Source organism: Stenotrophomonas sp. STEN083, assembly GCF_056759195.1.
Window position 1 is genome coordinate 1 of sequence record NZ_JBRRCU010000003.1, and the last position, 14,894, is coordinate 14,894.

The window sequence follows — 14,894 nt, forward strand, 5'->3', positions numbered from 1 at the left end:
GAGCAAAGCAGGCGCAAAGCAGGAGCAGAGCAGGAGCAGAGCAGGAGCAGGAGCAGGAGCAGAGCAAGAGCAGAGCAAGAGCAGAGCAGAGCAGAGCAGAACCACCGTCGAACGACTTGCCTGGTGATTCAGCCCTGCACGTCGCCGGTAATGCCCAAATCCAATCGTCGTTGCCACAGCGCATGCATGCCGCGCGCAGCCAGATCTTCCGGGTGTCTTTGCACGCCGATGCCCCAGGAAATCAGCGCCTGGGCATACAGTGCCAGCAGGCGGTCATTGCCAATCAAATGCACCTGCGACAGACGCGGTGTGTGCTCGAGTACGCCGGAAGAAAGTATCTCGTGTCCGATAAGCAGGCCGGACAGGTACGACGGCAAGGCGTTGCCTTCCAACTGGTTGAACAGGCCCAGCGTGCGTACGCCGAAAAGGTGATGCAGAAGTCCGCCCTTGTGGCGGCTGCGTTTGAGTCCACTTTCAAATGCCCAGGCGTCGAAGCGGCTGTCGTCTTCGGGCATCAGCTTGCCCAGCAGGCTGTGGTTACGCAGCACCGCGTACAACTCGCCCGTCATCGCCGTGGTCAGGCGGCGTATCTGGCCATCAGCGATCGAAACCCATTTGCTATGCGTGCCGGGCAGGCAGACAACATGATTGCCACGCGGCAGCACTGCCAACAACGCGGCCAGCTGGGTTTCTTCGCCGCGCATTACATCGGGTACAGCGTCGCTGTCGGTGTCACTTATACCTGGCACGATCCAGAGCGCGCGCCCAGCCAAGGTGGGTGCCTGCAGCGGCACCAAGGCAATGGCGAGGTCGTCGATGCCGGCGGGGCAGGGCAGGTAGGGCACCTCCTGCCAACCGCTGCGGCTGCCGACCATACCGGACAGGATCAACAACGGGTCATCCCAGCCGGCAATCTCTTCCGCCAGCACCGCTTCAAACTGTCCGGTACTGGCTTGCAGGCCGCGTTCGCTGCGGCGGCGCTCGCAGACATGACCGTTCTCATCCAGGCGGTACAGGCGCAGGCTGCTGGTACCCCAATCGACGGCGATCATGGCAACTCCACGCGGTCTACGCTTGCCTTCAGTTGCGGGTGCTCCCAGACAAAAATTCCGCCCGCGCTTGGCTGCGCGCTCAATGCAGTCGCGTCCAGACCCTCGCGGGCACTACTGATGTACAGCGCGCCTGGGGCCAGCACGCAGCAGGAGGCGTGTTGGGTGGGGATGTGGATCTGCTGCTCGATGCGGCCATCAGCGGAATAGCAGGTAACCCGGCCCGCGCCCCACTGTGCGTTCCAGACCCTGCCTTGGACGTCGACCACGGCGCCGTCAGGTTCGATGCCGGGTTCACTCACGCTCGCAAATGCCTGTAGGTCTTCAACCTGTGCGCCGTGCGGGTCATAGCGACCAGTGATGATGTTGGCCTGCGGAGAGTCGCAGAAATAGATGCGCTCGCCGCCGGTGCTGAAGCAGATCGCGTTTGGAATCGTGGCAGGTGGCAAGGGCAAGAGACGCAGGCCCTTGCCGGCGCTCCATTGGTAGAAGCTGCCGCCGCGGCGTCCGTCAGCGTAGTCGCTCTTGGTGCCGAACACGAAGTTGCCGTGGCGGTCGGCGCGACCATCATTGATGCGGGTATTGCGATTGTCTGCTTCCACCAGACTCAGCAGCTGTAGATTGAGCTCGCTGTCCTGCAACTGCGCTTCCGGGTCGGCAACATACAAGCCGTTGGCCAGGCCGAGCAGCAAGCGGCCGTCGCTTGCCAATGCCAGGCAGCCCAGCGGCTCATGCAGCTGCCAATATTGGCTGCGGGTGCTGACTGGATCGTAACGCCACAGGCGTGCAGCGAGGATGTCGGTCCAGTACAGGACATTGCGGCGGTCGCACCAGAGGATGCCCTCGCCCAGCTCACAACGGCTGTCTACCAGCAGTCGTGCGTCGGCTACTGCTGGCTCCGACACTTGTGCACTCACCATTCGGCGACGCTGCCGTCGCTGTGGCGCCACAGCGGGTTGCGCCAGCGCGGCGGGTTCTTGTTTGCTTCGATCAAGCGTGCTTCGTCGATCTCCACGCCCAGGCCCGGTTTGGGCAGGGCGGCGATACAGCCCTGCGCGTCACAGGCGAAGTCGTCCTTGTTGATGACGTAATCCAGCAGGTCGGCGCCTTCGTTGTAGTGGATGCCGATGCTTTGTTCCTGCAGCACCGCGTTGTGGGCGACGAAGTCGAGCTGCAGGCAGGCGGCCAGCGCCACCGGGCCGAGCGGGCAATGCGGTGCCAGCGCAACGTCATGTGCCTCGGCCATGGCGGCGATCTTGTGGCATTCGCTGATGCCGCCTGCGTGCGACAGGTCCGGCTGCAGGATGGCCAGGCCGCCGGCTGCCAGCACCGGCTTGAACTCGGTGCGTGAATACATACGCTCGCCGGCAGCCAGCGGAATGCTGCTGATCTCCGACAACGGGCGGTAGTACTCCCACTGTTCCGGCAGCACCGGCTCTTCGACGAACAGCGGGCGGTACGGTGCCAATTCCTTCAGCAGCACCCGTGCCATTGGTGCACTCACCCGGCCATGGAAGTCGATGCCGAAATCCACGCTGTTACCGAGTGCGTCGCGGATGGTTGCGACTTTCTCGATGGCGCTGTCTACGGCGCGGGGGCTGTCGATCAATTTCAGTTCTTCGGTGCCATTGAACTTGAAGGTGTCGTAGCCCAGTGACTTGTAGTGCCGCATCTGGTTGACGATATCGGCCGGACGGTCACCGCCAACCCAGCGGTAGGTTTTCATGCGGTCACGCACCAAGCCACCGAGCAGTTGGTACACCGGTACGCCCAGCGCTTTTCCCTTGATATCCCACAGCGCCTGGTCGATGCCGGCGATGGCACTCATCAGGATCGCGCCGCCGCGGTAGAAGCCGCCGCGGTACAGCACTTGCCACAGGTCGTTGATACGCGCCGGGTCCTTGCCGATCAGGTAGTCGCCGAGCTCATGCACGGCCGCTTCCACGGTGGCGGCACGGCCTTCGATCACCGGCTCGCCCCAGCCGCTGATGCCTTCGTCGGTTTCGATCTTGAGGAACAGCCAGCGCGGCGCAGCCTGGTAGGTGGTCAGACGCACGATCTTCATGCCGAGTAGTCCAGATAGGCCTGGCGGAAGGCACGTGCGTTGTCGCGCGTTGCCTGCACCGACTGGCCGGGTTGATAAAGGTCACCGCCGGTGCCCGCACCCTGACAACCAGCGGAAAGATAGCTGGCCAAGGTGCTGGGGGAGACGCCACCGACGGCGAAAAGAGGTACGGGCGGCAGCACGCTGCGCAGGGCACGGATCAGTGCGGGGCCGTGAACGGATGCGGGGAACAGCTTCAGCATCTGCGCGCCTGCGTGCAGCGCCTGGAATGCTTCGCTGGCGGTGGCAAAGCCGGCCGCCACCAGCAGCCCTTCGGCGACCGCGCGTTGGATCAGCTGCGGGTCTGTATTCGGGGTGACCATCAGCCTGCCGCCGGCATGCAACAGTGCGTCGATATGCTCGGGCAGCACCACCGTGCCAGCGCCGATGCAGGCGTGCTGGCCATGGCGCTGCACGCTTTGCTGCACGCTTTGCTCCCAGCCCGGCGAGTTGCTGGGAATCTCGATCGCGTCGAAACCTTCCTCGACCAGCGCATCGACATGCGCGTCCACCTCGCTCGGGGTGATGCCGCGGAGGATGGCGATCAAGGGCAACTGGAAGGGCAGGCTGGTCATGTCAGTCGTGGTACACCTGTGAGCGGCCACCATCGATCAGGATGTCGGTGGCGTTGATGAAGCGTGCTTCGTCGCTGGCCAGGAACAGCGCGGTATACGCCACTTCTTCCGGTCTGCCGATGCGCTTGGGTGGCAGCAGCGCAGTCTGGCGTTCACGGGCACCGGGCTCGCGCTCGAACCACGCTTCGATGCGCGGGACCAGAATCAGGCCTGGCGAAATCGAGTTCACGCGGATGCCGTACGCGGCGTACTCGATGCCGAGCGAGCGGGTCATGCCGATCAGTGCGTGCTTGGCCACCGGGTACGGAAACGCACCGGGGATGATCTTGTGGCCATGCACCGAGGCGATGTTGACGATGGCGCCGGCCTGTTGCGCGACCATGCCGGGCAGCACGGCCTTGCACAGCTGCCAGGCACCTTCCAGGTTCAAGGCGAAGCAGCGCTGCCACTGCGCGTCATCCAATGCCAGCGGATCGGAGAACACATCGGCGCCGGCATTGTTGACCAGCACATCGATGCGGCCGTGCCGGGTGAGGGTGGCTTCGATCAGGCCGCGCATCGCCGCGGCATCGGTGATGTCGCCCTGCAGCAACTCGAAGCCGTCGCCAGCGCTGGGGGTCAGGTCGATACCGACCACCTGCGCACCCTCGTTGACGAACAGGCGCGCGATGGCCGCGCCAATGCCGCTGGCAGCACCGGTCACCACCGCCACCTTGCCGGACAGGCGCCCACTCATCGCTGGCCTCCCGCTTGGCAAACGCAGTAGCTGCCCGCGCCGCTGGCGCCGGCTGATCGTGAAACCTTCATCCCTTTCTCCCTGAAGCCTGCTGTCGGTACTGGCCGCGCCGGCCCGACGGGGCGGCAGCGTTGCTGACGGAAGCGTGGCATAGCCTTGCCTGAGAACCTATGTGCGACAAATGAAATTTTTGTCGTAATGTATTCGCTGGGCGAATAGCTACTCAGTCGAGGGGATCGGCACGCATGGTTCAACCCACCACCGGCTGGTTCAATGCCACCCGTTTGAAGACCCGGCACCTGTTGCTGCTGCTGCATCTCTACGAGCAGCGCTCGGTGCTGCGCGCGGCCGAGGCGGCCAACATGACCCAGCCGGCGGCGTCCAAGCTGCTGGCTGAAATGGAGGATCTGCTGGGCGTGCCGCTGTTCGAGCGGCATGCGCGCGGGGTGGAGCCGACCTGGTACGGCCAGGTGCTGATCCGCCGCGCGCGCTCTGCGCTGTCGGAGATCGGCCGCGCCCAGGACGAGATCGCCGCGCTGCGTAGTGGTCGTACCGGCCAGGCCGCCATCGGCACGGTGGTCAATCCTGGCACCAACCTGGTGCCGCAGGCGGTGGCCGCGCTCAAGCGCGACTTCCCGGACATCCTGATTCGGATCGAAATGGACTACAGCCGGCCGCTGGTGGCCAAGCTGCTGGACGGCCAACTCGACATCGTGGTCGGTCGCATCATGGGCGCAGAAGGCAGTAGTGAGCTGGAGTTCGAGCCACTGGCCGACGAGCCGCACTCGGTGATCGTGCGCGCCGGTCACCCGTTGGCCGCGCGCAAGCGGGTCGGTTACGGCGATCTGGTCGAGTACGGCTGGATCATGCCCCCCGACGGCAGCGTTTTGCGCTCACGGCTGGACGCGGTGTTCCTGGAACATGGGCTGGTGCCGCCGCAGAACATCGTCGAAACCACCTCGTTGCCGGTCACCATTCATCTGCTGCGCCACAGCGATATGTTGACCGCGCTGCCGGCCGAATCGGTCGCGCCCTACCTGCAGACCGGGCAGATGCTGGTCCTGCCGATCGCGTTGGACGTGCGCATGGAGTTCTTCGGCATCATCCGCCGCCGTGACCAGCTGCTCTCTCCCGGCGCCGAGCGCGTGCTCGAGGCGCTGCGATTGACCGCGCGGCGCTTGTACCCGCCGGTCGCCTGAACCGGGGTATTCGCTTCCGATATACATCCTGTGCATTTTTTCATTGGTCGGGAATGTATGCCCGCGCCTATGCTCGCCGCCGTGGTGGTCAATGACCATCGGTATCAGGGTCGGTGGCCGCAGGCACAGGGGATGCAGGCGGCTACCGGCAACGAAGGATGTGAAGAGCGGTTAGTCGAGTGCCTTGCCACTGCGGGGTGCGTTAGTACGCGGTTTTCAATCTGCTTCACCTGGTGCCAAAGGCGCAATGACGTCGGTGCTGGGAAAAACCAAATCGTCGCCATGTGTCCTGGGAGGGAACACTCATGTCAACGTTCCAGCGCCGCCTTACGGTGGCCAATAGTGCGCGCCATCGTGCGTGTACTGGTCTGCAACCCACTGTGCTTGCCCTGAGTGTCGCGCTGCTGTTGTCGGCAGCTGCACAGGCCCAGGAAGCCGCGCCCGCCAAAGCCACCGAGCTCGACAAGGTCCAGGTCACCGGCACCCGTGGCAGCCTGACCAAGGCGCAGGTGATCAAGGAAACCAGCGACCAGATTGTCGATTCAATCGTTGCCGAAGACATCGGCAAGCTGCCTGACAACAACGTCGCTGAAGCTCTGCAACGTATCAGTGGCGTGCAGATCACCCGCAACAAGGGCGAGGGCAGCGACATCATGGTGCGCGGCCTCACCCAGGTGCGCAGCGAGCTCAATGGCCGTGACATCTTCACCGCCAACAGTGGTCGTGCGCTGAGCTGGGAAGACGTGCCGGCCGAACTGCTGGGTGGCGTGGATGTATACAAGAACCCCAGCGCCGAGTTGATCGAAGGCGGCCTCGGTGGCCTGGTCAACCTGCGCACGCGCATGCCGTTCGATCAGGAAGGCATGAAGCTCTCGGGCAGCTTCACCGTCAACAAGTGGGACCTGCGCGATTCGGTGCAGCCCTCGGCCTCGTTCCTGTTCTCCAACCGCTGGAATACCAATGCCGGCGAGTTCGGCGTGCTGTTCAACATCGCCCATCAGGAAGGCCAGTACCGCGAAGACCGCATCAACATGGGCAGCTACCTGGCCTATGACGACGTGCCCGGCTACGAAGGCAAGGAAGTTGTGGTGCCCAGCGAAGTCGGCATGTACAGCCACTTTGGCGACCGCGAACGCGATGGCCAGTACATCGCGCTGCAGTGGAAGCCAAATGACGATATCGAGCTGTACGCCACCGGCCTGCGTTCGGACTACAAGTTCCGCAACCGCGAATACAGCGTGCGCGTGGGCAACCTCAACAACAATACCCAGGATCTGGTGAATGGGTCCAACAAGGGCTGGGGTTTCGTTTCACCGAGCATTCCCGGCTATGAGAATTTCAACGACCCGTTTGGCTTCGACGGCAACGGCGAGTTCCAGTACGGTACTTTCAACAATGCGCTGGTGACCACCACCTCGCGCATGGACTGGCGTAATTCGGTCACCACCGATCTGGCGCTGGGTGGCAAGTGGCAGGTCAACGACAACCTGCATCTGTCGACCGACTTCCAATACATCGATGCCACCACCGAAAGCGTCAACTACTGGGTGGACCTTCTGGCCGGCCAGGTGGATCCGGACGACTGGCGTGGCTGGGCCAATCTGTACGGCGTGCCGCCGGTGAAGGTCGACATGACCGGCAAGTACCCGACCGTGACCGTGCTCGACCGCGCCACCGGCAAGCCGATCAATGGCTATATGAGTGACATCAGCAACTACGGTGGCTGGTACTCGCACCTGGACAAGCGCGACAACAACGACGCCGACCAGTTCTCCTGGCGCGCCGACCTGCGTTGGGATTTCCTCGACAGCGATCTGCTCAACGACCTGCGCATGGGTGTGCGTTATACCGACCGCTCGGCCATCACCCGCAGCTCGGGTTGGAACTGGCAGAAGATCGCCCCGGCCGGCACCGACAATGCGTGGGGCAGCTTCTCGGCGGCACCTTTCAAGGACTATCCGAACGCCTGCTATCGCTTGTTCCCTTTCAGCGACCACTTCCGCGGCGCCAGCGGCCTGCCGACCGGCTACGTCGCCTGCGACCAGATGGTTGCCGACTACGAAAACACCGTGCGCATGTTCGGCCACGATCCGGTTGCCTACAACCCGACCACCGACATCCGCGACTACACCGAAAACACCTATGCCGCATACGCGATGCTGCGCATGGGCCAGGACGACGCACGCTTCCCCTGGGATGCCAACGTTGGCGTACGCGTGGTGCGCACCGAAACCTCGGTCAAGGGTTACGAGCTTGAGCAGAATTCGCCGTCGAACGAGGTGGCGAAGATCGACGTCACCAACTCCTATACCGATGTTCTGCCAAGCCTGAACTTCCGCATGTTCCTGACCGACAGCCTGCAATGGCGCGTGGCTGCCTCGCGTGCGATGTCGCGCCCGGACTTCGATCTGCTCGATCCCTACGTCTACCTCAACGACACCTTCTTCGACTTCAATACCGGCGGCGTGTCCTATGCCAGCCGCGGCAATCCTTACCTGAAGCCGATGTATTCCAACCAGTTCGATACCTCGCTGGAATGGTATTTCGGCCAGGGCTCGATGCTGTACGGCACCGCGTTCTACAAGAAGGTGAAGGGCTTCTACTACTACGACACCATCGCGGCTAACTATTACGACGCCAATTTCGATGTTCCGTTGGAGGGCTCGACCACCGGCGAAACCCGCGCCTGCGTCAGCGCCGAATGCGTGCGTGAGTTCCAGCTGCAGACGCGTTCCAACGGCAAGGACGGCAAGATCAAGGGGCTGGAGCTCGGCTACCGCCAGTTCTTCACCTTCCTGCCAGGCGTGCTGGATGGCCTGGGTTTCGAAGCCAACTACACCTATGTGGACAGCAAGGCGCCGGCACCGGATGCCGCTGGCACCGATGGCGTGGAAATCTCCTACCTGCCCTTGGAAGGGCTGTCCAAGAACAGCTACAACGTGGTGCTGATGTACGAAAAGTCCCGCGTCTCGTTCCGCGCTGCCTACAACTGGCGTGATACCTGGCTGGTCACCACGCGGCCGCCGAATGCTGGCCATGTGCCGCAGTACCACGACGCCACCGGCCAGCTGGATGCCTCGCTGCGCATCAACCTCAACGAGATCTGGTCGCTGACGCTCGACGGCACCAACCTGCTCGATGAGGTGCGGTCGGACTACTACGGCAGCACCAGCCGTCCGAATGGCTGGTACGTCAACGATCGTCGTTATGGCATGAGCATCCGGGCCAACCTGGATCTGTAAACGCGGCTTGTGTAGATGGAGGTGCGGTATGGCAGGTATCAGGCGCTTCACCACAGGTGGCAGGCAGCGGCAGGCGGCCACCAGCAGCGCAGGATATCTGCGGCGATGGTTGGCGGCAGCGGCACTGCTGCTGCCAACCCTGCTCTGCGTGCCGGCCGCACAGGCCGGCGCTGAGCCGGAGTACCAGTGGCACAACGTCGCCATCGGCGGCGGTGGTTTCGTTACCGGGCTGGTCTTCCACCCGCAGCAACAGGGGCTGCAGTACGCGCGCACCGATATCGGTGGCGCCTACCGCTGGGAGCCGGCGCAGCAGCGCTGGCACCCCCTGCTGGACTGGATGGACGCCAGCGACCAGGGCCGGTTCGGCGTGGAAAGCTTGGCCGTCGATCCGGCCGACCCCGAGCGCCTGTACATGGCGGTGGGCACCTATCTGCACGAGCGTGGCAGCAATGGCGTAATCCTGCGTTCGAGCGACCGCGGGCAGAGTTTCCAGCGCACCGAACTGCCGTTCAAGATGGGCGGCAATGAACTTGGCCGCGCCAACGGTGAGCGCCTGGCGGTGGACCCGAATGACGGCAAGGTGCTGCTGTTCGGCACCCGCTCCAACGGCGTGTGGCGCAGTGCCGACGGTGGTATCAGCTGGAGCGAGTTGACCTCGTTCCCGGCAATCGCCAAATCCACCGCAGCCACTGCGCAGAGCTGGGGCGGTGCGCAGGCCATCGGCGTGGCCTTCATCAATTTCGAACCAGACAGCAAGGTTGGCGACGGTGCATCGCGCACGGTGTACGCCGGCGTCTCGACCCAGCAGACCGCGCTGTACCGCTCCGACGATGCCGGCAGCAGCTGGCAGGCAGTGCCTGGCCAGCCGACCGGCTTGCGCCCCAACCACATGGTGCGCGACAGCCTGGGCCGCTGGTTGCTGAGCTATGGCGACCAGCCCGGCCCCAACACCATGAACAACGGTGCGCTGTGGCGCTTCGATCCGCGCGACGGTGCATGGACCGACATCACCCCGGTGCCGCAGTCCACCGACCTGCAGGGCGACGGCTTCGGCTGGGGTGCGGTGGCGGTGGATCCGCAGGACCCGCAACGCATCGTCGCCAGCACCTTCAACCGCTTCGCGCCGCATGACGACATCTTCCGCAGCGTCGATGGCGGCCGCAGCTGGACCGCGCTGTCCACGCGCGCCGACTTCGACCACTCCTATGCACAGTGGACCGAGGAAGCACGGCCGCATTGGATCGGCGTGCTGGCGATCGATCCGCACGACCCCGGCCACCTGCAGTTCGTCACCGGCTACGGCATCTGGGATACGCGCGACCTGCGCAGCTTCGATGAAGGCAAGCGCCTGACCTGGCGTTTCCCGCTGGCCGGTTTCGAGGAGACCGTTCCGCTGGCGCTGGTCAGCCCGCCGCAGGGCGCGCACCTGGTCAGTGGCCTGGGCGACATCGACGGTTTCGTGCATGACGATCTGGACACGCCACAGCAGCGGTTTGCCGGCGTGCGCTTCTCCAATACCGAAAGCCTTGCCTATGCCGGGCAGGCACCGCAGCTGATGGTGCGTACCGGCTATTTCCATGACCGCCCCGAAGGCGCGGTGCGCGCGGCGTGGTCGAAGGATGGCGGGCGCAGCTGGACGGCATTCGCGCACGAGCCGGCCGATGGCGAAGGTGCAGGGCGCATCACCCTGGCTGCCGATGGCAAGCGGGTGATCTGGCAGACCCGCAATGGCGGCCATTGGCTCAGTGCCGATTTCGGCGGCCGTTGGCAGGCGGTGAAAGGCCTGCCGAAGAATGCGGTGGTGGAAGCGGACAAGCTGGAGGCCGGCGTGTACTACGGCTTCGATCCGGTCAGTGGCGCGCTGTATGTCAGTGGCGACGGCGGCGTGGAATTCCGTCAGGCCGAGGCCGGCGTCGGCGCGGTGGGTGATTGGTTCCGTGCCGAGATCCGATCGAATCCGTGGCAGGCCGGTGAGGCCTGGGTTGCCGCTGGTTGGCGAGGCCTGTTGCACTGGTCGCCGGGCAAGCTGCGTCGTGTGGAAGGCCTGGACAACGTGTTTTCGGTCGGGCTGGGCAAGCCGCTCAAGGACGGTGACACGCCGGTGCTGTTCGTATTCGGCGAGATGGCCGGCAAGCGCGGTCTGTACCGCTCGGACAACGGTGGCCGCCGCTGGACCCGCATCGACAACGACGCGCAGCGCTTTGGCGGCGTGATCCGTCACGTCACCGGTGATACGCGTATTCCCGGCCGCGTCTATTTCGGCACCGAAGGCCGTGGCATCTGGTACGGAGAATCGAATTGAAACCGTTGTTCGCAGTGATTGGCCTGGCAGTGCTTGCCAGCAGTGCACAGGCAGTTGAGCTGCCGCGCGTGTTCGCCGACGGCATGGTGCTGCAGCGCGACCAGCCCTTGCCGGTATGGGGCAAGGCTGCGCCAGGCGCACAGGTGCGTATCGATTTTGCTGGCAGGCAGGTGACGGTGAAGGCCGCCGCCGACGGCAACTGGCGCGCGCAGTTGGCCGCGCTGCCCGCTGGCGGCCCGTATGTGCTGAGCATCGACGACAAGGCTGGGCAAAAGCAGTTGCGTGACGTCTACGTCGGTGAAGTGTGGCTGGCCTCGGGCCAGTCCAACATGGAATGGCCACTGGCCCAGACCGATGGCGCCGAGGCGGCGATTGCAGCTGCCAATGATCCGCTGATCCGCCATTTCAAGATTCCCAAGTCGTGGGCCGGCGCACCGCAGTGGCAGCTCAATGGCGGCGACTGGCGGCAGGCAACCCCGCGCACTGCCGGCGACTTCTCGGCAGTGGCGTATTACTTCGCACAGCAGCTGCGTGCGCGCACCGGTGTTGCGGTTGGCATCATCGACAGCACCTGGGGCGGCAGCACCATCGAAGCATGGACCGATGCAGCAACGCAGGGCCTGGATAGCGCCGCGCTGGCCGCGCAGGCGGCTGCACTGCGCGACGCCGACACCAAGGCGCTGCAGGTAACCCACGCCAACCTTGCGCGCTGGCCGCAGCTGCCGGCCGATGCCAGCCACTGGCATGAGGCCGATGTCGATGCGGCGCAGTGGACCACTATCAGCGTGCCCGGCCTGTGGGAAAGCCAGGGCTGGAATGGCATGGACGGCGTTGCCTGGTACCGCGCCAGCTTCCGTCTCAGTGCCGATGAAGCCGCCAAGGGCGTGACCCTGGGCGTTGGCCGCATCGACGACAGCGACACCACCTGGGTCAACGGCCAGCAGGTCGGCGAAACCAAGCTGCAATACAACCTGGCGCGTCGTTACAGCGTGCCCGCGTCCGCTTTGCACGCCGGGCTCAACCATGTCGCGGTGCGCGTGCAGGACTTCGGTGGCGGTGGTGGCATCCACGGCGAGGCCAGCGAAGTGTTCGTACAGCCGCAGGGCGCGGCCGCGCGTGCGCTGGATGGCTGGAGCTTCCGTGTCGAGAGCGCGCAGGTCGCGCTGGTGGACGACAAGAACCAACACCCAACCCTGCTCTACAACGCGATGATCCATCCACTGCAGGATTACGGCGTGCGTGGCGTGCTCTGGTACCAGGGCGAATCCAACGCCAACACCTTGCCGCAGGCGCAGAACTACCGTCGGCAGTTCCCGGCATTGATCACGCAGTGGCGCGCACAGTGGAAGGCACCTGCGCTGCCGTTCCTGTGGGTGCAGCTGGCGCCGTTCTCGTCCGGTGCGGACAAGCGCGATGCGGACGATGTGGCGCTGGAAAGCCCGTGGGCCCTGCTGCGTGAATCGCAGAGCGCGACACTGGCGCTGCCGGCCACCGCGCAGGTGGTGATCACCGATGTTGGTGATGTGCACGACATCCATCCGCGCAACAAGCGCACCGTTGGTGATCGTCTGGCGCTCGCCGCAGGGAAGCTGGTCCATGGCGGCAGTACGGTGATTGCATCCGGCCCGAGCTACGTCGGCCATGACGTGCAGGGCAGCAGCGTGGTGCTGCGTTTCGACGCGGGCGCTGCGCCGTTGCAGGCAGGCGGTGGCGGTGAACTGAAGGGCTTTGAGGTTGCTGGCAGTGATGGGTATTTCCATCGCGCGCAGGCACGCATCGATGGCAACCGGGTGATCCTGCAGAGCAATGCAGTGAAGGCGCCGGTGGCCGCACGTTACGGCTGGAGTGATACCGCGCAGGCCGCGAATCTGACAGGTGCCACCGGCTTGCCGGCGTCGCCTTTCCGCACCGGGCCATGACGGCATCGCTTTTCTGTACCGGGCCATGACGGCCCGGGTTCCCTGCAAGAAGCAAGAGGAAACGACCATGAAGCTGACTTCCCAACTTTCCGCGCCGGTCACCGGCGGCCTGCTCGCAACCGCGATGGCATTGCTGTTGGCTGCCTGTGGCAGCACCAACCCGGACGCACCCGCAGCGCAAGGTGGCGAAGCCAAGGCTGCAGCCGCGACGTCGGCCACTACAGCGGAACTTCCGCGCGTGGTCACCGAAAACGGTCGGCACGCCTTGTTCGTCGACGGCAAGCCGTTCCTGATCCTCGGCGCGCAGGTCAACAACTCCAGCAACTACCCGCAGGCGCTGGACGACGTATGGCCGGCCATCGACATCGTCAAGCCGAATACGGTGATGGTGCCGGTGGCCTGGGAGCAGGTGGAAGCCAAGGAGGGAAGTTTCGACTTCTCCTTCGTCGACACGCTGCTTGAGCAAGCCCGCGAAAAGAAAGTGCGGCTGATCCTGCTGTGGTTCGCCACCTGGAAGAACAACGGCCCGAACTACGCGCCGGAGTGGGTGAAGCTGGACAACCAGCGCTTCCCGCGCGTGATCACCGCCGATGGCCGCACCCTCAACTCGTTGTCGCCGCATGCACCGGCAACCCTGGAGGCCGACCGCAAGGCCTTCGTGCAGCTGATGCGTCACCTGAAAGCCAAGGACCCGCAGCACACCGTGATCATGGTGCAGCCGCAGAACGAGCCGGGCACCTATGGCAGCGTGCGTGACTTCTCGCCGCTTGCGCAGAAGGATTTCGATGCGGCCGTGCCCGAGGCCTTGCTGAACAAGCTGGGCAAGCAGCCGGGGACGTGGCGTGACGTGTTTGGTGCAGATGCCGACGAGTTCTTCCATGCCTGGCATATCGCCCACTTCATTGACCAAGTGGCTGCTGCCGGCAAGGCGGAATACAACCTGCCGATGCTGGTCAATGCGGCGCTACGTGGGCCGTTCAATCCAGGCCAGCCGGGCTCCTACGCCAGTGGCGGCCCCACCGACAACGTGCTGGATGTGTACAAGGCCGCTGCGCCGAGCATCGACCTGTTGGCACCGGACATCTACATGCCGGACTACGCGCTGTACACCACGGTGTTGGACCGCTACGCGCGTGACGACAATCCCTTGTTCGTCGCCGAAACCGGCAACCGCGCCGAGTACGCCCGCTACATCTTCTCGACCTTGGGCCATCAGGGCATAGGCTGGTCGCCGTTCGGTATCGACTACTCCAAGTACAGCAACTACCCGCTCGGTGCCAAGGACATCAATCCGGCTGCGTTCGAGCCGTTCGCTCTGAACTACCGACTGCTGACACCGGCGGCCGAGGTGATCGCCAAGGCCAGCTTCGAGGGCAAAGTGCACGGCACCGCCGAGGAGCCGGGGCAGGGCACGCAGACGTTGAAGATCGACGACAAGTGGAATGCGGTCATCACCTACGGCGTGCCGCAGTTCTGGTTCCAGGGCACGCCACCGGGCAATGCGGAGCCTATCGGCCGTGCCTTGGTTGTGCAGTTGGGGCCGGATGAGTTCCTGCTGACCGGCGCGCATGCCCGCATCAGCCTGGTGGCCGCCGACCCGGCAGTCGCCGCACGGCAGATCTATCACTCGGTCGACGAAGGCACCTACGTCGATGGGCAATGGCAGTTCCGCCGTCGTTGGAACGGCGATCAAACCGATTACGGGCTCAACTTCTCCAATGCCACCCAGCTGTTGCGGGTGAAGTTGGCGACGTACTGAGCACTTGAC

At 64.3% G+C, this 14,894-nt stretch carries 10 protein-coding genes; 5 read left to right on the forward strand and 5 right to left on the reverse strand.

Features of this window, described 5'->3' with window-relative positions; translation table 11 throughout:
* Positions 1-128: 128 nt before the first annotated feature.
* The 5 genes from ACVOK8_RS01510 to ACVOK8_RS01530 are packed head-to-tail and all read right to left on the reverse strand — an operon-like array spanning position 129 to position 4,464.
* Positions 129-1,052 (reverse strand): 2-dehydro-3-deoxygalactonokinase, encoded by a 924-nt coding sequence (locus tag ACVOK8_RS01510; RefSeq protein ID WP_481565252.1) that lies wholly within the window; start codon positions 1,050-1,052, stop codon positions 129-131.
* The gene (locus ACVOK8_RS01515) at positions 1,049-1,954 is read right to left on the reverse strand and encodes an SMP-30/gluconolactonase/LRE family protein (RefSeq protein ID WP_481565253.1); all 906 of its coding nucleotides are present in this window, start codon (positions 1,952-1,954) and stop codon (positions 1,049-1,051) included. The genes ACVOK8_RS01510 and ACVOK8_RS01515 overlap by 4 nt, the downstream gene beginning before the upstream one ends.
* Before the next feature lie 8 nt (positions 1,955-1,962).
* On the reverse strand, positions 1,963-3,114 hold the full coding sequence (gene dgoD / locus ACVOK8_RS01520) for a galactonate dehydratase (RefSeq protein ID WP_481565254.1): 1,152 nt from the start codon (positions 3,112-3,114) through the stop codon (positions 1,963-1,965).
* Positions 3,111-3,728: a 2-dehydro-3-deoxy-6-phosphogalactonate aldolase gene (locus tag ACVOK8_RS01525; protein ID WP_481565255.1), complete on the reverse strand. Its 618-nt coding sequence runs from the start codon at positions 3,726-3,728 to the stop codon at positions 3,111-3,113. Before ACVOK8_RS01525 ends, dgoD begins: the two co-directional genes overlap by 4 nt.
* A 1-nt stretch (position 3,729) precedes the next feature.
* Positions 3,730-4,464, reverse strand: coding sequence for an SDR family oxidoreductase (locus ACVOK8_RS01530; RefSeq protein WP_481565256.1), 735 nt, complete (start codon positions 4,462-4,464; stop codon positions 3,730-3,732).
* A 245-nt stretch (positions 4,465-4,709) separates the two neighbouring features.
* Between ACVOK8_RS01530 and ACVOK8_RS01535 the strand changes: the two genes are divergently transcribed.
* The 5 genes from ACVOK8_RS01535 (at position 4,710) to ACVOK8_RS01555 (ending at position 14,885) form a co-directional block, all read left to right on the forward strand.
* Entirely contained in the window at positions 4,710-5,663 is a 954-nt protein-coding gene (locus ACVOK8_RS01535; protein ID WP_481516668.1) for a LysR substrate-binding domain-containing protein, read from the forward strand.
* Positions 5,664-5,968: 305 nt separating this feature from the next.
* Entirely contained in the window at positions 5,969-8,905 is a 2,937-nt protein-coding gene (locus ACVOK8_RS01540) for a TonB-dependent receptor (protein ID WP_481565257.1), read from the forward strand.
* Positions 8,906-8,933: 28 nt separating this feature from the next.
* A complete protein-coding gene (locus ACVOK8_RS01545) occupies positions 8,934-11,207 on the forward strand; it encodes a cellulase (protein WP_481565258.1) in 2,274 nt (757 codons plus the stop codon).
* Positions 11,208-11,290: 83 nt separating this feature from the next.
* Complete coding sequence (locus ACVOK8_RS01550) at positions 11,291-13,126, forward strand: sialate O-acetylesterase (protein ID WP_481565346.1); 1,836 nt, start codon at positions 11,291-11,293, stop codon at positions 13,124-13,126.
* Between the two features lie 67 nt (positions 13,127-13,193).
* The gene (locus ACVOK8_RS01555; protein ID WP_481565259.1) at positions 13,194-14,885 is read left to right on the forward strand and encodes a DUF5597 domain-containing protein; all 1,692 of its coding nucleotides are present in this window, start codon (positions 13,194-13,196) and stop codon (positions 14,883-14,885) included.
* Positions 14,886-14,894: the final 9 nt, after the last annotated feature.

Coding starts and splice junctions, on each gene's coding strand:
- ACVOK8_RS01510 (WP_481565252.1), bottom strand. CDS start 1,052: ATGATCGCCGTCGATTGGGGTACCAGCAGCCTGCGCCTGTACCGCCTG.
- dgoD (WP_481565254.1), bottom strand. CDS start 3,114: ATGAAGATCGTGCGTCTGACCACCTACCAGGCTGCGCCGCGCTGGCTG.
- ACVOK8_RS01525 (WP_481565255.1), bottom strand. CDS start 3,728: ATGACCAGCCTGCCCTTCCAGTTGCCCTTGATCGCCATCCTCCGCGGC.
- ACVOK8_RS01530 (WP_481565256.1), bottom strand. CDS start 4,464: ATGAGTGGGCGCCTGTCCGGCAAGGTGGCGGTGGTGACCGGTGCTGCC.
- ACVOK8_RS01535 (WP_481516668.1), top strand. CDS start 4,710: ATGGTTCAACCCACCACCGGCTGGTTCAATGCCACCCGTTTGAAGACC.
- ACVOK8_RS01540 (WP_481565257.1), top strand. CDS start 5,969: ATGTCAACGTTCCAGCGCCGCCTTACGGTGGCCAATAGTGCGCGCCAT.
- ACVOK8_RS01545 (WP_481565258.1), top strand. CDS start 8,934: ATGGCAGGTATCAGGCGCTTCACCACAGGTGGCAGGCAGCGGCAGGCG.
- ACVOK8_RS01550 (WP_481565346.1), top strand. CDS start 11,291: ATGGTGCTGCAGCGCGACCAGCCCTTGCCGGTATGGGGCAAGGCTGCG.
- ACVOK8_RS01555 (WP_481565259.1), top strand. CDS start 13,194: ATGAAGCTGACTTCCCAACTTTCCGCGCCGGTCACCGGCGGCCTGCTC.